This window comes from Haloarcula sp. Atlit-47R, from assembly GCF_003665985.1.
Taxonomy (GTDB): Archaea; Halobacteriota; Halobacteria; order Halobacteriales; family Haloarculaceae; genus Haloarcula; species Haloarcula taiwanensis.
In genome coordinates this window covers 551,008-571,591 of the sequence record NZ_QPLQ01000002.1, presented here as the reverse complement: position 1 = coordinate 571,591, position 20,584 = coordinate 551,008, and the positions used below count along the sequence as shown (strand labels likewise).

17 protein-coding genes are annotated in these 20,584 nt (G+C 63.3%); 15 read left to right on the top strand and 2 right to left on the bottom strand.

What is annotated here, in order from left to right; translation table 11 throughout:
• The first annotated feature begins 48 nt into the window (after positions 1 to 48).
• The 11 genes from DVK00_RS10610 (at position 49) to DVK00_RS10560 (ending at position 12,945) form a co-directional block, all read left to right on the top strand.
• A complete protein-coding gene (locus tag DVK00_RS10610; RefSeq protein ID WP_101349307.1) occupies positions 49 to 1,299 on the top strand; it encodes an NAD(P)/FAD-dependent oxidoreductase in 1,251 nt (416 codons plus the stop codon).
• 48 nt (positions 1,300 to 1,347) lie between these two features.
• Positions 1,348 to 1,572: a hypothetical protein gene (locus DVK00_RS10605; RefSeq protein ID WP_101349308.1), complete on the top strand. Its 225-nt coding sequence runs from the start codon at positions 1,348 to 1,350 to the stop codon at positions 1,570 to 1,572.
• A gap of 52 nt (positions 1,573 to 1,624) precedes the next feature.
• Positions 1,625 to 2,041: a hypothetical protein gene (locus DVK00_RS10600; protein ID WP_101349309.1), complete on the top strand. Its 417-nt coding sequence runs from the start codon at positions 1,625 to 1,627 to the stop codon at positions 2,039 to 2,041.
• A 74-nt stretch (positions 2,042 to 2,115) separates the two neighbouring features.
• Positions 2,116 to 2,961, top strand: coding sequence for a hypothetical protein (locus tag DVK00_RS10595; protein ID WP_101349310.1), 846 nt, complete (start codon positions 2,116 to 2,118; stop codon positions 2,959 to 2,961).
• 110 nt (positions 2,962 to 3,071) lie between these two features.
• The gene (locus DVK00_RS10590; RefSeq protein WP_101349311.1) at positions 3,072 to 3,845 is read left to right on the top strand and encodes a hypothetical protein; all 774 of its coding nucleotides are present in this window, start codon (positions 3,072 to 3,074) and stop codon (positions 3,843 to 3,845) included.
• 54 nt (positions 3,846 to 3,899) lie between these two features.
• Positions 3,900 to 4,433, top strand: coding sequence for a DUF5815 family protein (locus tag DVK00_RS10585; RefSeq protein ID WP_101349312.1), 534 nt, complete (start codon positions 3,900 to 3,902; stop codon positions 4,431 to 4,433).
• Between the two features lie 49 nt (positions 4,434 to 4,482).
• The gene (locus DVK00_RS10580; RefSeq protein ID WP_121577696.1) at positions 4,483 to 5,262 is read left to right on the top strand and encodes a hypothetical protein; all 780 of its coding nucleotides are present in this window, start codon (positions 4,483 to 4,485) and stop codon (positions 5,260 to 5,262) included.
• 69 nt (positions 5,263 to 5,331) lie between these two features.
• Positions 5,332 to 5,562 (top strand): hypothetical protein, encoded by a 231-nt coding sequence (locus DVK00_RS10575; protein ID WP_101349314.1) that lies wholly within the window; start codon positions 5,332 to 5,334, stop codon positions 5,560 to 5,562.
• A 156-nt stretch (positions 5,563 to 5,718) separates the two neighbouring features.
• Positions 5,719 to 8,970 (top strand): carbamoyl-phosphate synthase large subunit, encoded by a 3,252-nt coding sequence (gene carB / locus DVK00_RS10570; RefSeq protein ID WP_121577695.1) that lies wholly within the window; start codon positions 5,719 to 5,721, stop codon positions 8,968 to 8,970.
• 107 nt (positions 8,971 to 9,077) lie between these two features.
• A complete protein-coding gene (locus DVK00_RS10565; protein WP_121577694.1) occupies positions 9,078 to 12,098 on the top strand; it encodes a PAS domain S-box protein in 3,021 nt (1,006 codons plus the stop codon).
• Positions 12,099 to 12,318: 220 nt separating this feature from the next.
• On the top strand, positions 12,319 to 12,945 hold the full coding sequence (locus tag DVK00_RS10560) for a PH domain-containing protein (protein ID WP_101349317.1): 627 nt from the start codon (positions 12,319 to 12,321) through the stop codon (positions 12,943 to 12,945).
• Between the two features lie 162 nt (positions 12,946 to 13,107).
• On the opposite strand, the gene carA is transcribed toward DVK00_RS10560, so the two are convergent.
• Entirely contained in the window at positions 13,108 to 14,154 is a 1,047-nt protein-coding gene (gene carA, locus DVK00_RS10555) for a glutamine-hydrolyzing carbamoyl-phosphate synthase small subunit (RefSeq protein WP_121577693.1), read from the bottom strand.
• 102 nt (positions 14,155 to 14,256) lie between these two features.
• Here carA and DVK00_RS10550 point away from each other — a divergent pair, with 102 nt between their 5' ends.
• The 4 genes from DVK00_RS10550 to DVK00_RS10535 all read left to right on the top strand — a co-directional run bounded on the left by DVK00_RS10550 (position 14,257) and on the right by DVK00_RS10535 (position 18,121).
• Positions 14,257 to 14,670 carry an Lrp/AsnC family transcriptional regulator gene (locus tag DVK00_RS10550; protein ID WP_004518577.1) on the top strand — a complete coding sequence of 138 codons (414 nt, stop codon included), beginning with the start codon at positions 14,257 to 14,259 and terminating at the stop codon, positions 14,668 to 14,670.
• 68 nt (positions 14,671 to 14,738) lie between these two features.
• Positions 14,739 to 15,614, top strand: a complete 876-nt coding sequence (locus DVK00_RS10545) for a mechanosensitive ion channel family protein (protein WP_101349319.1) — start codon at positions 14,739 to 14,741, stop codon at positions 15,612 to 15,614.
• An 86-nt stretch (positions 15,615 to 15,700) separates the two neighbouring features.
• On the top strand, positions 15,701 to 16,801 hold the full coding sequence (locus tag DVK00_RS10540; protein WP_101349320.1) for an AI-2E family transporter: 1,101 nt from the start codon (positions 15,701 to 15,703) through the stop codon (positions 16,799 to 16,801).
• A 132-nt stretch (positions 16,802 to 16,933) separates the two neighbouring features.
• Positions 16,934 to 18,121 carry a sensor histidine kinase KdpD gene (locus DVK00_RS10535; RefSeq protein ID WP_121577692.1) on the top strand — a complete coding sequence of 396 codons (1,188 nt, stop codon included), beginning with the start codon at positions 16,934 to 16,936 and terminating at the stop codon, positions 18,119 to 18,121.
• 26 nt (positions 18,122 to 18,147) lie between these two features.
• On the opposite strand, the gene DVK00_RS10530 is transcribed toward DVK00_RS10535, so the two are convergent.
• Positions 18,148 to 20,559 carry a DEAD/DEAH box helicase gene (locus DVK00_RS10530; protein WP_121577691.1) on the bottom strand — a complete coding sequence of 804 codons (2,412 nt, stop codon included), beginning with the start codon at positions 20,557 to 20,559 and terminating at the stop codon, positions 18,148 to 18,150.
• Between the last annotated feature and the right edge of the window lie 25 nt (positions 20,560 to 20,584).

Sequence of the window (20,584 nt, the reverse complement as noted above, 5' to 3'; positions counted from 1 at the left end):
ATACACAGATAGCAATCCACATTAGGCCTGATTTCGTATCGGCCGTACATGAGCACGTCGCACGTAATCATCGGTGACGGCATCGCGGGTGCGTCCGCAGCCGAGACAATCCGGGAAGCGGACCCGGACGCGTCGGTCACAGTCCTGACCGACGAGGGGGAGGCACTGTATAACCGGATCCTCATCAAGGAGTTCGCCAAGGGGAAGCTGCCGGAAGCGCCCATCTCCATTCACGAGCCGGAGTGGTACGACGAGCGCGACATTGACCTGCAGCTGAACACCCACGTCACGGACATCGACCCCGACGCCCACGAGATCCAGACCCACGAGGGCGACACCTACGAGTACGACAAACTGCTCGTCGCGACGGGCGGGACGCCGGCACAGCTCCCGGTCGAGAACAGCGACGCCGACGGCATCCACCACTTCTGGACGTTCCAGGACGCGCGTGGCATCCGCGAGCACGCCGACGAGGCCGACCAGGGCATCATCGTCGGCGCGGGCCTGCTCGGCATCGACCTCGCCGCCGTGTGCGCCGCACAGGAAATCGACGCGAAGTACCTGATGCGTGGCAACCGCTGGTGGCGCTACGCGCTCTCGGAGGACGGCGCAGAGATCATTCACGAGGCGCTCGAAGAGAACGGTGTCGAACCCGTCTTCGAATCCGGCGTCGACCACTTCGAAGTCGATGACGATGGCAAAGTTACCGGTGCGGTCGACCCTGACGGTAACCACTACGACGGCGAATGGGCCGGCGTCGCTATCGGCCTCGATTTCAACACCGAGTTCCTCAACGGGACCGGGCTCGAACTCGACGACGGCGTCGTCGTCGACGAGTACATGCAGACCAACGTCGAGGACATCTACGCCGCGGGCGACCTCACCCAGTTCTACGACACCATCCTCGACTCCCAGGCGCAAAACGGCGCGTGGGGTTCGGCCAAGGAGCAGGGCTCGGTCGCCGGAACGAACATGGTCGCCGACGCCGAGGAGAAGGAGTTCCGCTGGGTCTCCTCGTACTCCATCACGCACTTCGACTTCCCGTTCCTCTCCTTCGGTCACCCGACCCGTGGCGACGACGAGGCCGAACGGAAGTACTCCGACAGCGAGTGGCGGCGGCTCGCGTTCGAGGACGGACAGCTTATCGGCGGCGTGCTGATCGGCGACCTCTCACAGCAGTCGGCGTTCAAACAGCTCATCCGCGAGGAGCGACAGGTCGCCGACAAGAAGGAACTGCTACTGGAGAAGGAAGTGGACCTCGAAGAAGTGAAGGCGCAGACGCCCGCGCCGGCCGAATAAGGCCAGTCGACACCGATATTTTTACGCACTGCTGACGTAGCGACGCACATGCGTGACGCCCTTCCCCGCGCCGTTGCCTGGCTCACCCGCCGGGGCGACCAGTCAGGTGAGGCAGACGAACCAAGCGACGACAGCGGCGGCTTTGCCGGCTCGTTGCTCGATGCGTCGGTCAATCATGGGCACGGTCAAGGCAACCCACAGGCTACCGGCGAGATGGCGGCGGTGCGAGAGGAGGCCGACAGGCTCGCGCAGGCGGACAAGAATCGTGAGTAACTGCCCGCGGGAGAACGACGCTCTTTTTTCGCCCTAAAGCGGAGAGTCGCGTATGGATGGCGGCAGCGGCGATATGACACTCGCGTTCGACCTTGACGCCCTCAAGCAACTGGCCTACCCTGACAGCGTGTTCAACGACGCGCGCCAGTGGTCCGAGTACGTCGGCGTCATCTCCGAACAGCCCACCTACGTCGTGACCAACTTCACCCGGAAACACCGGATCAGACAGGACTTCTTCTCCGGCCCGCGCGGCCGCGAGGAGAGTCTCGAAAACGTCAAAGAGCAGTTCGACACCGACCGGCACGTCTTCGTCGGTGCGGACGACGAGGACGCCGACCTCGCCGAAGCGGCGGGCTGGGAGTACCTCCCGGTCACGCAGGCCGCGGAGGCGGCCGAGTGGGACCTCGGCGACCCGGAGACACCGGACGCGACAACCGACGAGGACGAGGCGCGCGACGACTGGCCGTAGGCGACACACTCCCGCTGTCGGCGGGAATCTACGCTTCGACTAGTTTTATATTTTCCCGGAGAGCGACTGAAGATATGGCCCTCCAGATCGGCGATGCCTTGCGTAGCGGTCTCGATACCCTCCTCAGTGAGGACGGACTCCTTGTTACTGGCGTTTTCCTCCTGTTCAACCTCGGGAACACTGTCGCAAACTCTTCGTTCACCGAAGCGCTGTTCGACGAAGTGATGGACATGGGCGGTCCCGCTGGGCCGGGCGGCTCCGCCGGGGCAGGTGCACCGGGGTTTTCGGTGTCAGATTTCACCGGGCCGTTCAGTCTTGATATCGCATTGCCGGTTGCCGTCGTGATGGTCCTCCTGTTTCTGGTTGTCGGCCAGCTCGTCAAATTCTGGGGGATCAGGCTCTTCACCGAGCCACAGGAGATCATGGACGAGAATACGTCCGAGCGGGCCGTTATGGCCGCCGTCCTCGGTGGCGGCGTCGCAGTCGTCACGTTCGCAGCCTCGATGAGTTCGACCGCGCTGAACGTCAGCGGGCGTCTGCTGCTTGGGGGACTAGCTGGTCTTCTTGGCGGTCTCCTGTCTCTGATCGTCGGTCTCGCCTTCGTCTACCTGCTGCAGTCGATTGCCCTGTACGACGGCGGTTACGTCGACACGCTCAAGCACTGCGTCGCGCGGTTCATGGATGCCCCGGCACAGATCATCGTGCTTCTGTTTCTCCTGTTGCTTCTCGGGATCATCCCGGGCATCCCGTCTACGGCGTCAGTTATTTCGGTGTTCCTCCCCGGCTCGTTTGACTTACCGTCCCAGTCGGTGCTGCAGGTCGCGTCAATGGTGTTGAACGCACCAGTGCAGGCGTTCAGTCTCGCAGTGATTACGGACGCGTACCTGCAGGTGCGGGCGGACCGGGACGACGAGTTCTGAGAGCTGGACTCGCGTGCCCTCTTGATACTGGTTTCGGGCCGTCGACCGGGCGGTGTTTAGCTCAAAAACATTTATTCAGCTTTATGTCTCCCCCATCAGGGGTACTGTGTATGGCCCTCCAAATCGGCCGTGCCTTCCAAGACGGTATCGACGAACTACTCAGTGAACGCGGGGCGGTGTTTGCCGGCGTATTCATCGTCTACGGATTACTCAGCTCTGTCGTCTGGGCGTCGCTTTCGCAGGCGTTCACAGAGCTGTTTCTGGGGCAATTGCCGAGCGATGCACAGGTAAATCAGGCGGCAATGGCTGGTGGGACACCACTGGCACTCGACCTGCCGCTTGCAGTTGCTGGCGTCGGTGCGCTCGTGCTGCTTGTCGTCAACGAGGCGCTGAATGTTGTCGCAATCCGTGCCTTTGCCAGCGGTGACCGTGAACCGATTCCCGACAATGTGGGCCGGCGGCTCGGGAAGACCGTTGCAGTCGCAATCGTAGCCGGCATTCTCACCACTATCGCAGTGGGGATCGGCATTATTCTGCTCGTCATTCCCGGACTGGTGTTTGCACTCCTGTTTTTCTTTGTCCGACAGGAAATTGCACTGAACGACAGCGGCGTTATCGAGTCTATCAGCAACAGTGTTAGTGTCGTCATCGACAACCTCCTCGCTACGTTTGTCCTGGCCGTTGTTCTCTCGGTGCTCGGACTCGTTCTTGGAGGCGGCTTCAGTTTCCTCCCGGTTCCGTTGCCGCCGATGGTCTTGACGACGGTCTCGACTGTCTTCTCAAGTGTCGTCAGCGTCTTCTCCATCGCTGTGACGACCGTGGCGTACCTCCAAGCAACGGAGTCCAGCTACACACAGGAAACAGCGTCTATCGGCGGGCTCTGAACCACTGTAGTTCGTATCGCGGCCTTTAACCACGCGAACGACCAATCTCAAGTAATGGCTGAACCGCGCGTGCCCGGCGGGCGCGAGTCCGAACTCGAACTGGCCTGTGGCGAACTTGTCGACACGCATGACCTCCATCTGGGCATGCGGGAGTTCGCGTGTGACTGCGGGAAGACACACGCCGTCGTGCTCGACCCGCACCCGCTGGCACGCTTCGTGCCGGAGTTTCTCACCGAGGTGCTGCACGCGACCATCGAGACCAACGACGACTACGACGAGTTCACCACCGTTCACCTGATGGGTGTCGTGATGGAGGAGTTCCCCGAAAAGGTCGTCGCCGCCGACACCAGTGAGGACGGGTCGGTCGGGTTCTCGCTTGCGTGGGTAAGCGACTTCGACTCCCGTCGCCTGCACGAAATCGTCGTCGAACTGCTCGTGGAACTGATGGAACACGCCATCAGCCACGCCGAGGACGACGAGGTGATGGCGGAGTTCGAGGAGCAGATGCTCCAGTTCGACGTCGACGCGTTCGTCGAGCAGTACCGCGACGAGCGTGACTTCGACGGCCGATCGGACACCGCTATCTGAAACAGACACCGACCTGAGTACTTAGTGTGGTGCACTCACACACCCACATATGGCAGGTCGTCTCGCGGTCCTGCTCGTACTCGTGCTTTTGACCGGCTGCGGAGCCTTCGGCGGGGCGGAACGACAGACGGTAACCCCGGTTCCGGTCCCAGAGCAGCCACAGGACAGCCGGGCCGTCCCCGCTGTGACCGAGAACGCTGTCGACGCCAGGCGACTCGCGGCGGGCCACCGGCGCGCGACCCGGAACCGCTCGTACGTGCTGGGGATGCGGCTCTCGCTGGAATGGGGGACTCAAATCGTCAGCTTCGTCGTCGAAGACAGGTATCGCTATCAGTTTCGGACCGAAATCATCAACAAAAATTACACCAAGCGAGTGTACAACACCCGGAATCGGCGCTATGTCTACGACGAACGTGCACAGGGTGCATGGAGCGCAACGAGGCGGCCAACCCCGGTCCGCGAGCTGCTCGACCCTGATCCCGCTCGGCTCATCGAAGCATATCTCGCAACGAACGTCAGCGTCAAGCGGCCGAGGGACGGCTGTGACACCTGTCCCGTGATACTCACAGCCACGGAGCCCCCTGCGGCGTTCGAACCGGCCGACAATTACAGCGTGCAAGCGACTGTCCGGCCGGACGGACTCGTCCAGTCGTTCACTGTCTCGTACTGGGATCGTTCCAGAAAGGCTCGGGTCAGTTACGAGATCAGGTACTCCGCGATCGGCGAGACAGCCGTCTCCAGACCGACGTGGGTCCGAAAGCGCTGGGGGAACGCGACAGACAACGACCCTGTCCTGTCCGACAGCCAGCGACGCGCCGCCGTCGGCTGATTTCCCGAAATCAGCCGTCTGACTGTTGTCTGACGGTGTTATATGGTAGTTGCGGTGTTGTGACTGTGTATGGCTATGCGTGAGGGAGAGTTCGAGCGCATCCTGACAGTGCTCGAAGAAGCCGACGCTGACAGCACACTGACGGCCCGCGAGATCTGTGACTTGCTGGAGGAACACGACGAGGCGGTCGGGAGCGCTCACCGCGTTGCGACAGTCTTGGGCCGTCGTGCCCAGTCCGGCGAGGTCGAGGTCATTCAGGGCCAGCCCTATCGGTATCGTGTTCCCGACCGCGACAACTGACCGGATTCAGCAACGCTACCGCTCGAATCCTCTCTTGGTACACATCTCTAAGAGTGTCTTCCGTGTGCCGCTCAGGTGTTACGATATTCGAAATTAGGCTTCGAGCTTCGCATCCTTTCGCCGGGCTTATTACGATGTATAGACTCCGCTCGTACAATGACAGCGGACGAGGACCGTACAATCCTGCTCATCGGCAGCGGCCCGATCAAGATCGGCCAGGCGGCCGAGTTCGACTACTCCGGCGCACAGGCGTGTCGCGCCCTCCAGGAAGAGGGTGCCCGCGTCGTGCTCGTGAACTCGAACCCGGCGACGATTATGACTGACCCGGAGATGGCGGACAAGGTGTATCTCGAACCCATCAACACTGAGGCCATCTCTGAGATCATCCGAAAGGAAAACCCCGACGGCGTCATCGCCGGTCTGGGCGGCCAGACCGGCCTGAACGTCACGGCCGAACTCGCCGAGGAGGGCGTCCTCGACGAGTACGACGTGGACGTGATGGGGACGCCACTGGACACTATCTACGCGACGGAGGACCGCGACCTGTTCAAACAGCGGATGGAGGACATCGGCGAGCCGGTGCCGCGCTCGACGACCATCACGCTTGACGAGGGCGAGTCGGTCACCGACCTGGACGAGGAGTCGCTCGTGGACCGCGTCGAAGCCGCCGTCGACGAGGTCGGGGGCCTCCCCGTCATCGCACGCACGACGTACACCCTGGGTGGCTCCGGCTCCGGCGTCGTCGACGAGATGGACGAACTCATCGAACGGGTCCGGAAGGGCCTGCGCCTCTCGCGTAACAACGAGGTGCTCATCACCGAGTCCATCTCGGGCTGGGTCGAACTCGAGTACGAGGTGATGCGCGACGCCGACGACTCCTGTATCATCATCTGCAACATGGAGAACATCGACCCGATGGGCATCCACACCGGGGAGTCGACGGTCGTCACGCCCTCGCAGGTCATCCCCGACGAGGGCCACCAGGAGATGCGCGACTCCGCGCTGAAGGTCATCCGCGACCTCGGCATCCAGGGCGGCTGTAACATCCAGTTCGCTTGGCACGACGACGGCACGCCCGGCGGCGAGTACCGTGTCGTCGAGGTCAACCCCCGCGTCTCCCGCTCCTCGGCGCTGGCCTCGAAGGCGACCGGCTACCCCATCGCCCGCGTGACAGCGAAGGTCGCGCTCGGCAAACGGCTCCACGAAATCGACAACGAGATTACCGGCGAGACGACCGCCGCCTTCGAGCCGGCCATCGACTACGTCGTGACGAAGGTGCCACGCTGGCCCATCGACAAGTTCCAGGACACCGAGTTCGAGCTTTCGACGGCGATGAAATCGACCGGCGAGGCGATGTCAATCGGGCGGACCTTCCCCGAGAGCCTGCTGAAGGCGCTTCGCTCCTCGGAGTACAATCCGGCCGCGGACTTCGACGAGATAGCCGACGCGGAACTGGAAACGGAGTACCTCGAGAAGCCGACGCCGGACCGCCCGTACGCGATGTTCGAGGCGTTCTGTCGCGGCTACACCGTCGAGGAAGTCGTCGACATCACCGACATCAAGGAGTGGTACGTCGAGCGGTTCAAGGAGGTCGCCGACGCCGCCGAGGCCGCCCGCGATGGTGACTACGAGACCGCTGCACAGGCCGGCTTCACCGACCAAGAGATAACCGCGCTGGCCGGCGGCGAGTTCAACGACACGCACGTCTCCTGGCTCCCGGCCGACCTTGACCAAGACGGCGGCGACGAGCCGGAAGTCGAGGCGGCGACCGACGGTAGCGGTGTGCAGATCGAGAACGTCGAGACGGACACGACCGACCGCGACTTCAAGCTCGTCGACACCTGCGCCGGCGAGTTCGAGGCGACGACGCCGTACTACTACTCGACGCGAGACCCGCTGTCGGGCATCGACCGCAACGAACTCCAGATAGACCCCGACCTAGAGAGCGTCGTCGTCGTCGGCGGCGGCCCCATCCGCATCGGGCAGGGCGTGGAGTTCGACTACTGCTCGGTCCACGCCGTCCGCGCGCTGGAGGAACTGGGCATCGACGCCCACGTCGTCAACAACAACCCCGAGACGGTCTCGACCGACTACGACACCTCCGACGGGCTGTTCTTCGAGCCGGTCACCGCCGAGGAGGTCGCCGACGTCATCGAGGCGACCAACGCCGACGGCGTGATGGTCCAGTTCGGCGGCCAGACCTCCGTCGACATCGGCCACCCGCTCGAACAGGAACTCAAGCGCCGCGACCTCGACTGTGAGATTATGGGCACGTCCGTCGACGCGATGGACCTCGCCGAGGACCGCGACCGCTTCAACAAACTGATGGACGAACTCGGCATCTCACAGGCCGAGGGCGGCTCCGCGACCTCCAAGGAGGAGGCGCTGGACCTGGCCCACGACATCGGCTACCCGGTCCTCGTGCGCCCGAGCTACGTGCTCGGCGGCCGCGCGATGGACGTTGTCTACAACGACGACGACCTCGAAACGTACATCGAGGAGGCCGTCCGCGTGAGCCCGGACAAGCCGATTCTCGTCGACGAGTTCCTCGCCGACGCCGTCGAACTGGACGTCGACGCTGTCGCCGACGAGGACGACATCCTCATCGGCGGCGTGATGGAACACGTCGAAACCGCCGGCGTCCACTCCGGGGACTCGGCCTGCATGATTCCGCCCCGCTCCCAGGAAATCAAGGACGTGATGCCCCGCATCCGCGAGGTCGTCGAGGACATCGCCGACGCGCTGGATACGGTCGGCCTGCTGAACGTCCAGCTGGCGGTGCGTGACGGCGAGGTGTTCGTCCTCGAAGCGAACCCGCGCTCCTCGCGCACTGTCCCGTTCATCTCCAAGACCGCCGGCGTCCCAATCGCCAAAATCGCCGCCAAGGTGATGTCCGGCGCGTCGCTGTCCGACCTTGACGTGCAGGAGCAGATTCCCGAGCAGGTCTCTGTCAAGGAGGTCGTCCTGCCGTTCGACCGCCTGCCGGGTTCGGACCCTCGTCTCGGCCCCGAGATGAAATCCACCGGCGAGGTCATGGGCACCGCCGGCTCCTTCGGCAAGGCCTACCAGAAGGCCCAGATGGCCGTCGGCAAGGCAATCCCGCTCGAAGGCACGGCCATCGTCGACCTGCCCATCCTCGGCTTCGAGGAGCACTTCGACGTGCGGGACTTCGACGACTACGAGGACACCGACGCCATCATCGACGCCATCCAGAGCGGCGAGGTCGACCTCGTCCTCTCCCGCGACCGCGACGTGCTTGAAGCCTGTGTCGAGGAGACGGTGACGTACTTCTCGACCCACGAGAGCGCTGAGGCGGCGCTTGAAGCGATCAACTCCGCCGACCAGCCACTCGCTGTACAGGCCATTGACGAGCGGCCAAAGACCCAGCGCGAGTGGGGCGCTGAGTAACCCGACCGCCCGTCAGGGACAGGTCGCTCATTGCGGTAGCACTGATTCCGATCACTCGAACAGACGGGCACAAATACTTATTCGTTGGACCCGCCCATGTATCATTCATGGCCGATGCCGTACGTGTCCTCCACGTCGAGGACGACCCCGAGTTCGCGTCGATGACGGCAGCGTTTCTCAGCCGTACCGACGACCGGTTCGACGTGGTCTCGGCAACGTCGGCGAACGAGGGACTCACCCGGCTCAGCGAAGAACCAATCGACTGTGTCGTCTCCGATTTCGATATGCCCGGGCAGGACGGCATCGAATTTCTGGAATCTGTCCGGGCTGTCGATGAAGACCTCCCGTTCATCCTCTTTACTGGGAAAGGTTCCGAGGAAGTGGCCAGTGAGGCCATTTCGGCCGGTGTGACTGACTACCTCCAGAAGCAGCAGGGGACTGACCAGTACACGATTCTCGCCAACCGCATCACTAACGCGGTCGAGCAGTACCGATCACAGCAAGCACTGGACGCGAGCCGGAAGCGACTCTCGCTGTTTATCGATAAGTCGCCGCTCGGCGTCATCGAGTGGGACGAGAGCTTTGAGGTGGCGCAGGTCAACGAGAAAGGCGAAGAAATCCTGCAGCGAGCGGAGTCGGCGCTCGTCGGCACGGGATTTGAGACGCTCGTTCCGGACTCGTCGCGGGATGCAGTCGAAGAGACGATCACGGCCCTGCAGGAAGGCAGCGGCGGCTACTATACGGTACTCGATATCGAGACCGGTAACGGTGAGCAGATTGTCTGTGAGTGGCACAACCGCATCATCCGAGAGAACGGAGAGACTGTCGCGATATTCTCACAGTTTCAGGAGATAACGGAGCGTCGGCGGCGACAGCAGCGCATCGAGGCGTTGCACGACACAACGCGGGAGCTGATGCACGCCGAGTCTCGCGAGGATGTCGCCGCACTGGTCGTCGAAACCGCACGCGACCTGCTCGGACTGCCGCTCAGCGCTGTCTTTCTCGCCGACGAGTCAGCCGACCTTCTCAGACCGGCCGCGGCGACCGACCAGGCACAGGCGAGTATCGGCGAGCACCCGACGTTTAGCGAGGGTGACAGTCTCGTCTGGGAGGTGTTCGACTCCGGTGAACAGCGCGTCTTCGACGATATCTCCACTCACCCTGACCGCTACAACCCCGACACCGACATCAGCAGCGAGATACTACTCCCGCTGGGCGACCACGGCGTGCTGGTCGCCGGCTCGACTGACGCCGCCGCGTTCGAGGACGCATCGGTCTCGCTGATGCGAACCCTCGCTGCGAACACCGAGGAGGCGCTTTCCAGACTCGACCGGCAGCAAGAACTCAGAACGCTCACAGAGCGGCACGAACTCGCGCTCGAAGGTGCCGAACTCGGCGTCTGGGACTGGAACGTCAAGACGGACGCGGTCACCTTCGACGAGCGGTGGGCCGACATGCTCGGGTACTCGCTGGACGAACTCGAACCCACGGTCGACACCTGGGACGAACTGATACACCCGGAGGACCGCGAGCAAACATACGAGGCGCTGAACGCCCATCTCGACGGCGAGACGGAGATCTACGAATGTGACCACCGGCTCAGGACGGCCACCGGTGAGTACCGGTGGATCCGCGACATCGGCAAGGTGTTCGAACGCGACGAGAACGGCGACCCGGTCCGTGCAGTGGGGATCCATCAGGACGTGACCGACCACAAAGAGCGGAAACAGGAACTCGAAGACACGAGCCGCAAACTCCAGGTCATTCTCGACACAGCCCCGACCTACATCCTGATGAAAGACACCGATAGTCGATTTCTGTTCATCAACAGCGCGGCCCGTGACCTCTACGGGATCGACGACGACGAGTCCGTCGTCGGAATGTCCGATTACGATATTCTCCCGGACCACATCGCGGAGCAGACCCACGCCGACGATCAGCGGGCCCTCGAACAGAAAGAGACCGTCGAAGTCGAAACGGTGATCCCTGTCGACGGGACAGATCGGACACATCTGACGCGGAAGACACCGATACTCGACGAGGACGGCGAGCCCTACGCTCTCTGTGTCGTCGCGACCGACATCACCGACCAGAAACGGCGCGAACAGGAACTGGCCCGACTCACTGACGAGTACGAGGCGGTGTTCGAGAACACGAACGACGCTATCGCGCTCGTCGACATCGAGAGGTCGGCAGATGGTCCAACGTTCCGCTACGTCCGGACGAACGAGGCCTACGAACGCCAGACCGGATTCGACACCGACTCGCTGACCGGGCAGACCCCGGTCGAGGCCGCCGGTCCGGACATCGGTCGGCGAATCGCTGACCACTACGAGCGGTGTGTCTCGGCTGGCGAGACCATCACATACGAGGAGCGGGACCTCGGCCCCACCGGTGTCTGGGAAACACAGGTAACGCCGATCTTCGCTGACGGGGCGGTAACTCGGCTTGTTGTCATTTCTCGGGACATCTCTGACCGGATCGAGTACCGCGAGGAACTGGAGCGACAGAACGACCGGCTCGAAGAGTTTGCGAGCATCGTCAGTCACGACCTCCGGAACCCGCTCGGCGTCCTCGAAGGTTCGCTCACCCTTGCCAGAGACACCGGCGAGGACGAGCAGTTCGACCGCTGTTTCCGCGCAATCGACCGCATGAAGGAGCTCATTGAGGACCTGCTAACCCTCGCCCGCGAGGGGGATACAGTGTCGGAGACGGAGCCGCTCGACCTCGAATCGACTGCACGGTCCTGCTGGCGGGCCGTCAAGACTGACGACGCTACCCTCGAAATCCCGGCTGAAAGCCCAATCCACGCCGACGAGAGCCGCGTTCGTCAACTCCTCGAAAATCTCATCAACAACGCCGTGACACACGGCGGCTCAGACGTCACTGTCAAAATCGGTGAACTCGACGGTTCAGGGTTCTATGTTGCCGATGATGGCGATGGTATCCCGCCAGAAAAACACGAAATGGTGTTTGAGAGCGGCTACACCACCACTGACGGAGGCACCGGGTTCGGGCTCGCTATCGTCGAGGAGATCGCAGAAGCACACGACTGGTCGGTGTCCGTGACAGAAAGCGACGACGGCGGTGCACGGTTCGAATTCAGAGGCGTCAGGCAGGAGTCATAGCGTGTCTGTGCTTTCGCAGCTTTTTCTGCGTATCGAAGCAAGTATTCTATCTCATAACTGTTGTGTCGATATTGTGGCTATAAATAGTAATGAATGGGGTATTGGTGACTACATGTCCTGTTCTGCGCCAATAATGGCACGTTCGTAACACTCATCTCCGGGGCTGTGACATTAGCTGTATGGATCGCGTTGCAATCGCTGTCGCTGCTCCGGGAAGTCGATGAGAGAGGACGTCATCAAGCGGGCGGAGACAGTCGCTGAGATGGCCCCCGGTGATTCGGTCACGGCGGGAGTCCTCGCTGGATACAAGAGTCGCTTCTCCGAGTCACCACCGCTGAACAACCCACCGCTGACGTACCTCGACGGGGCTGAAGCTCCGGCGTATCTCCTGACCAACGGGAAGCGCGGCATCGGACGCGGGACGAAACGCAAGACCGACTCACCGGTCGGCGACCGCCGGACAGTCATTCTGGTCACCGGCCGCCGGACCCTCTGTCTCATTGGGAAAGCCGAGGACGACGATGTCATCGAGATCCCACACGAGTCGGTCGCCGACGTCACCACCAAGTCCGGGTTCCGAGCGCACCGCCTCGCGCTCCGCACCCCACGGAAAATGTACCACTGCTGGGTACACCGCAAGACCGACAAAGCAACCCTCAACGCGGCCGCCGAGTTCATCGAGACACACCAGCAGGACCGTCCGGACGCAATCGACGGCGACGACACCGCCAACCGGGTGATGTATCGCGGCCGCCCCGTTGCACCGCAAGACACCACACACGAAACCGAAGACAGCGACCAGACGACGTACTATCGCGGGCAGCCAATCGACGACGACAGCGACTGAAAGACGTGGCTCAGGCGCGTGCAAACCGCGTTACTGTTCCCAGAGCACTTCGTTCCCCGCTCGGGCATTCGGAGACCCCTCGCTACGCTCGGGCTCTCCCCGCTCACGGCTGCGCCGTTCGCGTCTCGCGGTTCTCGCTCGCGTTGCTCGCTCCGAACCGCGCTATTCCCCCGCCATCCCCAGCACATCGTCGAAGAAGCCAAGCGAGTCGTGCGGGCCGGGGTTGGCCTCGGGGTGGTACTGGCGCGTGATGATGTTCAGGTCGTCGTTCTCCAGCCCCTCCGGCGTGTCGTCGTTGACGTTGACCTGAGTCACGTCCAGTTTGTCGCCGGGGTCGGCGACGGTGTAGCCGTGGTTCTGGGTCGTCATCACGACCTGGTTCGAGCGCAGGTCACGGACGGGCTGATTCACGCCGCGGTGGCCGAACTCCATCTTCTCGGTCTCGCCGCCGAGCGCGTTGGCGACGACCTGCTGGCCGAGACAGATGCCGGCGAGCGGCACGTCACCGACGTAGGTCTCGACGAGTTCGCCGGCCTGCTCGAAGTTCTGTGGGTCGCCCGGGCCGTTCGAGATGAACAGCAGGTCCGGGTCGACGGCGGCTACGTCGTCCTCGCTGGCGTCGTACGGGAAGACATGGACCTCGGCGTCGCGTTCGACAAGCGACTCGACGATAGAGCCCTTCGCACCGCAGTCGACCAGCGCGACCGTCGCGCCGTCGCCGCCCTCGTTGTGGACCTCCACCTCGTCGACGGAGACCTGCGCGCCGATGTCGGTGTGGTCGGACATGTGCTTGCACTCGTGGAGTTCGTCGAGCGCTTCCTGCTCGGTCACGTCCGGACCGGCGGCGATGCCGCATTTCATCGCCCCCTCGTCGCGGATTTCGGTCACGATGTCGCGCGTGTCCAGATGGTCGACAGCGGGAACGCCCTCTGATGCCAGCCACTCGGCCACATCGTCGGTCATCTCGCGGGCGACGGCCGCGCGCGGGTGGACGCGGTCGGACTCGAAGCGCTCCTCTCGGACGCCGTAGTTCCCGATGAGCGGATAGGAGAACGTCAGGACCTGCTCCTCGTAGGACGGATCGGTGAGACTCTCCTCGTACCCGGTGTACGCTGTTGTAAAGACCAGTTCGCCGCGGGCCGTCCCCGGAGCGCGAGCGCGCGCCTCGATGACGCGGTCGCCTTCGATTGCCACGTATGCGTCAGCCATTACGAGATGCGTATACTATAGTCGGCCATAAGGGTTGCTTTCGAAGACGAGTTTCGAATTTCGCAATCCTCAAGTCACGACCGGTGATATTATCTCATCTCGATGGACGACCTCGACAGAGAGATACTTTCGATACTCCGCCGGGACGCCCGAACCCCGTACACGGAAATCGCGGACCGGGTCGGTACGTCGGAAGGGACTGTGCGAAACCGCGTCGAACGACTGGTCGACGACGGCGTTATCGAGCGTTTCACCGTCGCGACGCGGACCGGAAACGTGAAAGCGATGATCGAGGTTAGCGTCGACGTAAACGTCGACACGGCCGAGGTCTCGGACCGTATCGCCGATTGGCAGGAGGTCGACTTCGTCTGGCAGGTTTCCGGGGAGGAGGACATTGTCGTCGTCGTCGACGCCGCTGACACAGACGCGGTCAACGGACTCATTACGCAGGCGCGTGAACTCGAAGAGGTTGTCGGGACGAAGACGAGGTTGATTTTGAACGAGCGCGTCGGGTGAGCAGCGAGGTCGCTACGAGGCCGGACGTGACACCCTGATTTCATATCCGCTGGGCTACGAGAAACGGTATGCAGTTCCCGGCGGGTCTAGATATCGACATCGCCTCGACGTACGGCCAACTCGCGACCGACGGGGCGCAGTTCCTCGCGGTCGCGGCGCTACTCTACGCTCTCGGCCGGCTGATCGCCGTGCCGGTGGCCCGATGGCTGCTGACACGGATGGAGACTAACAAGACAGTTGCCAGTGCGCTGACCAGTGCTGTCCACCTGTTGTCGGTTGTCGTTGCGGTGGTAATCGGTGCTAGCGTTGCGGGCTTTCAGGGCGCGCTTGCGGGGTCGACCCTGCTGGCGGCAGGTATCACACTGGCAGTGGGACTGGCGGCACAGGACGTGCTCGGGAACTTTGTCGCCGGCGCGTTCATCGTGACTGACCCAGACCTGAACGTCGGTGACGTCATCGCCTGGAACGGGATGCAGGGGACGGTGGTCGATATCGACCTGCGGGTGACCCGGATTCGGACGTTGGACAACGAACGCATCATCGTCCCGAACACGGCACTGGCAACGAGCGCGGTGACGAACCAGACATCGACTGGCCCCGTCGGGATTTCTTACCAGTTCGGTATCGGCTACGAGGACGATATCGAAACGGTACAGGCTATCATCGAAAACGCCGCCCGCGACCTCGACCACGTCTCGGAGAAGCCAGCTCCGACAGCCAGGGTCACCGACCTCGCGTCGACGGCGATCATCCTGACAGGCCGGATCTGGATTCCCAACGAACGGCGGAACCGACTCGCGTCAGTCAAGGCCGCGTTCATCCGGCAGGTGAAGGAGGACTGCCACGCGGAAGGCATCGACCTCAGCGACACGAGCCAGCACGAACTCGCCGGCGAGATCGGCGTCCACGACAGCGTTGAGCCGACGCGCGAGCGACCCGAATAGCGCCGGTCCGAACAGGGTTCGACCCGCGCTGTCTGCGGGATTCCCGGCGCCCGTACGTTTATACTTATTCACAAAATGGTACGTATATGGACGAGAAGCGATTCGTCGTCGCCCTCTTTGGTCTCGCTGTTGCGGTGGTGGTCAGTGTCCTCGCATATCAGTTCATCGCGGCGTTGACCGTCTCCGTGTTCCTCTATTATTCGACGCGACGGTACTACAGTTCCTTGCGCAGGCTTCGCCTTCCGGCGCGGGTACGTGCGGTCGTCGTCATGGCTTCGTTGGCGATCCCCCTCCTGTTGCTCGTCAGCTATGCGGCCGTCCTCCTCATTGTCGAAGCCCGACAGTTCGTGACCCAGTACGCGCTCGTTGACGTGGCTGCAACGCACATCAGTTGGCTGGACGGGGCAGAGTCCGTGCCGGACCTCACCGTCGAGGGGCTGTACAGCGCCTACCAGTCGGGGCAGCTCACGCCGTTCGTCGACTTCCTCAGCGAAAACGCGATGGTGCTTACCTCGGTCGCTTCCCAGTTCGTTCTCAATCTGTTCATCACGACCATCGTCACGTACTACCTGCTGGTGGACGGGCGGCGTATCCGCGAATGGCTACTCCGGTTCGACGATGGGGCCATCATCCGTGAGTACCTCGAAGCCGTCGACGAGGAACTGGAAGCGGTGCTGTTCGGCAATCTCCTGAACGTGTTGGCGATTTCGCTTATCGCTATCGCTGCATTCACCGGTTATAACGTCGTCGCGCCAGCGGCCGTCGAGGTCCCGTATCCGACGCTCGCCGGCGCGCTGACCGGTATCGCGAGCTTGATTCCCGTCGTCGGGATGAAGATCATCTACCTCCCGCTGACCGGTATCACCGCACTCCCGGTGGTGCTTGACGGGCAGTCGTCGCTGCTCGTGTACGTCCTTGGGTTCCTCCTCGTCGCGGTGGTCGTCGTCGACACGATTCCGGACCTGCTGCTCCGGCCACTTCTCAGCGGCGAGAGCACGCACGTCGGGCTCCTGATGCTGGCGTATACGCTCGGCCCGGTCGTGCTGGGGTTCTACGGGCTCTTTTTTGCCCCTATACTGCTCGTCGTCGGCATGACGTTCGCGAACACGGCATTACCCCGTTTACTCGGTGCGAGCGAACCGGACGGTATCCACCCCGACCAGTTGCGACTGGAAGACTTCAGCTAGCCGCCACAGCGGTGACCAACAGCCGAACGTGGGTCGGGTTCGCGAGCGAGCAGTGAGTGACGGACACGTCGAGTGTGTCCTTGTGACATACAAAAAGAACATTTATATTCAAGTCAAAATAAGAAACTAAAAATGGGGTCAAACTCCGAGTCCGCTCCCCCCCAGGCGCCTCCAGCGGACCAAATCGAGGAGTTGCACGTGGCGATGCGGCGACTGATGGCCGCCGAGGACCAGTCTGAGGTCGCGGTAATCGCGGTCGAGACTGCAACCGCGATTCTCGATTTCCCGTTCAGCGTCTTCTGGGAGGCCACCGACAGCGCGCTCACAGCAGAGGTGATTTCTGACCCGCTTCGAGAGCACGTTCAGGTTCCAGACGACCCGGGAGAGGTCATGCGACACGAGCGCGGGAGCTGGCTGTGGGACCAGTATGAATCCGACGAGACACAGCGAGTCCTCGTTTCGACAGACAAAGCCGCATCGGATGCACCGCTGCACGGGGGTATCAGCGTCCCACTCGGCGAGTACGGGCTTTTGACTGCCGGGACGGATGAGCGAGCCGAACCGACCGAACGTGAGACGCAGTTGGCCGATATACTCGGGAAGAACGTACTCTCTACCCTCGAACGGATCGAGCGCGAGCGGGAGCTGAAACGGCAGCGCGACAACCTCGACCTGCTGAATCAGATCGTCCGTCACGACCTCACGAACCACCTGCAGACCATCAGCGGCCGGGCGGAACTGCTCCGGGACTACTGCAGCGGCGACGCCCTAGAACACGTCGACGGGATACAGGAGAGTAGCCAGTCGGCCGTGGAACTGCTTGAGACGGCTGGAAACCTCGCGGCGGTAATGCGACAGACGGACTGGGAGACCGAGCCGGTCGCCCTTGGACCAGTTCTGTCTTCGGTGACCGAGGATATCACAGCGACATACACCGACGCACATGTCACCGTCCCGGACGAGTTCCCGTCGGTACAGGTGCAAGCCGACGAACTCCTGTCCCCCGTGTTCCGGAACGTTCTCACTAACGCAATCCAGCACAACGATTCGGCAACGCCGTCGGTCGTCGTTGACGTGACTGACGACGGTGACGTGTTTCAGGTCACTGTCGCCGACAACGGCCCGGGAATTCCGGACGAGCAGAAACGGGCGGTGTTCGAACGTGGGGAGAAGCGACCGGACAGTGCGGGGACCGGCGTCGGCCTCTATCTCGTTCAGACGCTGGTCGACGCGTACGGTGGTGACGTCTGGGTCGAAGACAACGAGCCGCGGGGGACCATCGTCGGACTCACGCTACCGAAGGCCACGGACGACGCCTGAGTCGGCTCCAGAACTGGACGGTCCCGCTACCGCTCCAGCAGCCCGTTCAGTAGGTGTATCGCGCCGTGTTTGTCCAGCGGGTCGTTCGCGTTGCCACAGTGGGGCGACTGCACGCAAGCCGGGCAGCCGTCAGCGCAGTCACACGAGCGCAGCATCGAGAGCGTGGTGTCCATCAGCGGCCCGATGTCGTGATAGCCGGCCCGCGTCAGACCGATACCGCCGGGGTACCCGTCGTAAATGAAGATGGTTGGCTCGTCAGTGTGGGGGTGCCGGGGCGTCGACAGGCCGCCGATGTCGCCGCGGTCACAGAGGTACTCGAAGGGGAACATGGAAATCATGGCGTGTTCGGCGGCGTGAATCGCGCCCGGGAAGTCTCCGGCCTCGCCGCTGTCAGCAACTGCGTCGCCTGATAGACTGCCGCCGTCGCCACTGTCGGGTCCGTACTCGCCGCGGCGAATCTGCGCTTCCAGTTCCGACGGCACCGTGTAGTACAGCGCCTTCGTCTCCAGCGTCGTCTCGGGCAGGTCGAGGGCGCGCTGGCCGAGCACTTCCCCCGAGGAGCCGTCGCGGCGCTCGTAGCCGGTTATCTGCTTTCGCATCGTCACCGAGGCGAAGCGGACCGGCACGTCCCCGCGGGCCGGCAGTCGCCGCTCGTCGAGGTCGGCCTCGACGGTGATGGTCTTGTCGTGGAGGACCCGCGTGAAGTAGTCCGCCCACGTCCGGGACAGTTCGGCCACACCTGCGTTGAGGTCGAGGTCGGTCACCTCGTACCGCCGCCCCTGATGGTGATAAATCGCGCCGGGGTGGGCATCGCGTAGCGCGTCTTCCACGGAGAGTTTCGCTATCACGTCCCCGTTCGCCACGAGCTTCACCTCGCCGTCGTCGACGGTCCGCAGGCTCATCTCGTGGTGTGGGCTGCCGCTGCCGAGCCAGCGCATCCCCTGGTCGGTCTGGCGGCGGTCGAGCTTCCCGGCCGATTCGAGGCCGGAAACCACGTCGGGGAACGTCTCGCCGAAGTGGCGGTCGTCGTCGGGCGACAGCCAGTTCTCACAGGCGGCCGCGTGGACGTGAGACGGGAGCAGTTGCTCGTTTTCGGGATTGGTCACGGCCTGCTCGGCCCCCGTCTCGAACAGCGCGTCGGGGTTGCGAAGGACGTACTGGTCCAGCTGGTCCTCGCCGCCGACGAGCGCGACGAGCGCCGGGTCGGTCCCACGGCCGGCCCGTCCGGCCTGCTGGAAGGCTCGCATCCGCGTGCCGGGGTAGCCGTCGAGCAGGACGGCGTCGAGGCCGCCCACGTCGACGCCCAGTTCGAGCGCGCTGGTCGACCAGACGCCCCGGAGGTCGCCGGACTGGAGGCCCTGCTCCAGTTTGCGGCGGCGCTCGTCGGTCAGCGCGGCCTGGTACGCGCCGACGGCGTCCGCGAGGTCGTGTTCCCCGCGGTCGCGGAGTTCGTCGGCGCTGTCGCTGGCGTACCGTTCTGCGGTCTGGCGCGACCCGGCGAAGACGACCGTCTGGAGGCCACGCGCCACGAGGTCGACGAACAGCCGCTTGGTCTCGACGTGGTTCGACCGCCGCCGGCCGCTGCCCCAGCCCTCGCCCTCGTACTCGGGCGGGTTCCACAGCAGCCAGTGTCGCGGCCCGCTGGCGCTGGTGTCCTCGTCGACCAGCGCGAACGACGACTCGGGCTGGCCGGTGACCGCTGCCGCGTGCTCCACGGGATTCCCGATGGTCGCCGAGCAACAGACCCACTCCGGGCCGCCCGTGGTCCCGCCATCGCTTCCTGCGCCCCTGCTCCCGGCGTCGAAGCGCTCGGCGACCCGCTGGAGGCGGCGCATCACGAGCGAGACGTGGCTGCCGAACACGCCGCGGTAGCCGTGCACCTCGTCGATGACGACGGTTTCGAGCCGCTGGAAGAACCAGTCCCACAGCCGATGAGCGTGTGGGAGGATGCCGTAGTGGAGCATGTCCGGCGTCGTCAGCAAAACCGTCGGCTGGCGCTCCCTGATGGCCTCTTTCTCCGATTTCGACTGGCGGCCGGTGTACTGGGCGACAGCGACGCCAGAGGCGAAGCCGAGGCCCTGTGCCAAGTCCGACAGCGTCTCGGTCTGGTCGTTGATGAGCGCGACCTGTGGGGCGACGTATAGTGTCGTCGCCCGGCGGTCAAGCGCCCGCTCGAACGCCGGAACGGTGTAGGCGAGACTCTTGCCGCTGGCCGTCTCGGTCGCGAGCACGACGTTCTCGCCGCCGCGGACGGCCTCGATAGCGTCCACCTGATGGGTGTAGAGGTCCGTGATGCCCCGGTCTTCGAGAACGCCGGTGAGCCGGTCCGTCACGTCGCAGTCCGCGGTCCGCGCGTCCCGTCCGGGTACTGTCCGCTGGTCGACGATCTGTCCCTCGTAGTACGGACGGTTCCGGAGCCACGCAATCGTGTCGTCCACGGGCAGAATACGTGAACGAGCAGTA

Excerpts from the sequence above, each read along its gene's own strand:
- DVK00_RS10610 (WP_101349307.1), top strand. The coding sequence starts at position 49 with ATGAGCACGTCGCACGTAATCATCGGTGACGGCATCGCGGGTGCGTCC.
- DVK00_RS10605 (WP_101349308.1), top strand. The coding sequence starts at position 1,348 with ATGCGTGACGCCCTTCCCCGCGCCGTTGCCTGGCTCACCCGCCGGGGC.
- DVK00_RS10600 (WP_101349309.1), top strand. The coding sequence starts at position 1,625 with ATGGATGGCGGCAGCGGCGATATGACACTCGCGTTCGACCTTGACGCC.
- DVK00_RS10595 (WP_101349310.1), top strand. The coding sequence starts at position 2,116 with ATGGCCCTCCAGATCGGCGATGCCTTGCGTAGCGGTCTCGATACCCTC.
- DVK00_RS10590 (WP_101349311.1), top strand. The coding sequence starts at position 3,072 with ATGGCCCTCCAAATCGGCCGTGCCTTCCAAGACGGTATCGACGAACTA.
- DVK00_RS10585 (WP_101349312.1), top strand. The coding sequence starts at position 3,900 with ATGGCTGAACCGCGCGTGCCCGGCGGGCGCGAGTCCGAACTCGAACTG.
- DVK00_RS10580 (WP_121577696.1), top strand. The coding sequence starts at position 4,483 with ATGGCAGGTCGTCTCGCGGTCCTGCTCGTACTCGTGCTTTTGACCGGC.
- DVK00_RS10575 (WP_101349314.1), top strand. The coding sequence starts at position 5,332 with ATGGCTATGCGTGAGGGAGAGTTCGAGCGCATCCTGACAGTGCTCGAA.
- carB (WP_121577695.1), top strand. The coding sequence starts at position 5,719 with ATGACAGCGGACGAGGACCGTACAATCCTGCTCATCGGCAGCGGCCCG.
- DVK00_RS10565 (WP_121577694.1), top strand. The coding sequence starts at position 9,078 with ATGGCCGATGCCGTACGTGTCCTCCACGTCGAGGACGACCCCGAGTTC.
- DVK00_RS10560 (WP_101349317.1), top strand. The coding sequence starts at position 12,319 with ATGAGAGAGGACGTCATCAAGCGGGCGGAGACAGTCGCTGAGATGGCC.
- carA (WP_121577693.1), bottom strand. The coding sequence starts at position 14,154 with ATGGCTGACGCATACGTGGCAATCGAAGGCGACCGCGTCATCGAGGCG.
- DVK00_RS10550 (WP_004518577.1), top strand. The coding sequence starts at position 14,257 with ATGGACGACCTCGACAGAGAGATACTTTCGATACTCCGCCGGGACGCC.
- DVK00_RS10545 (WP_101349319.1), top strand. The coding sequence starts at position 14,739 with ATGCAGTTCCCGGCGGGTCTAGATATCGACATCGCCTCGACGTACGGC.
- DVK00_RS10540 (WP_101349320.1), top strand. The coding sequence starts at position 15,701 with ATGGACGAGAAGCGATTCGTCGTCGCCCTCTTTGGTCTCGCTGTTGCG.
- DVK00_RS10535 (WP_121577692.1), top strand. The coding sequence starts at position 16,934 with ATGGGGTCAAACTCCGAGTCCGCTCCCCCCCAGGCGCCTCCAGCGGAC.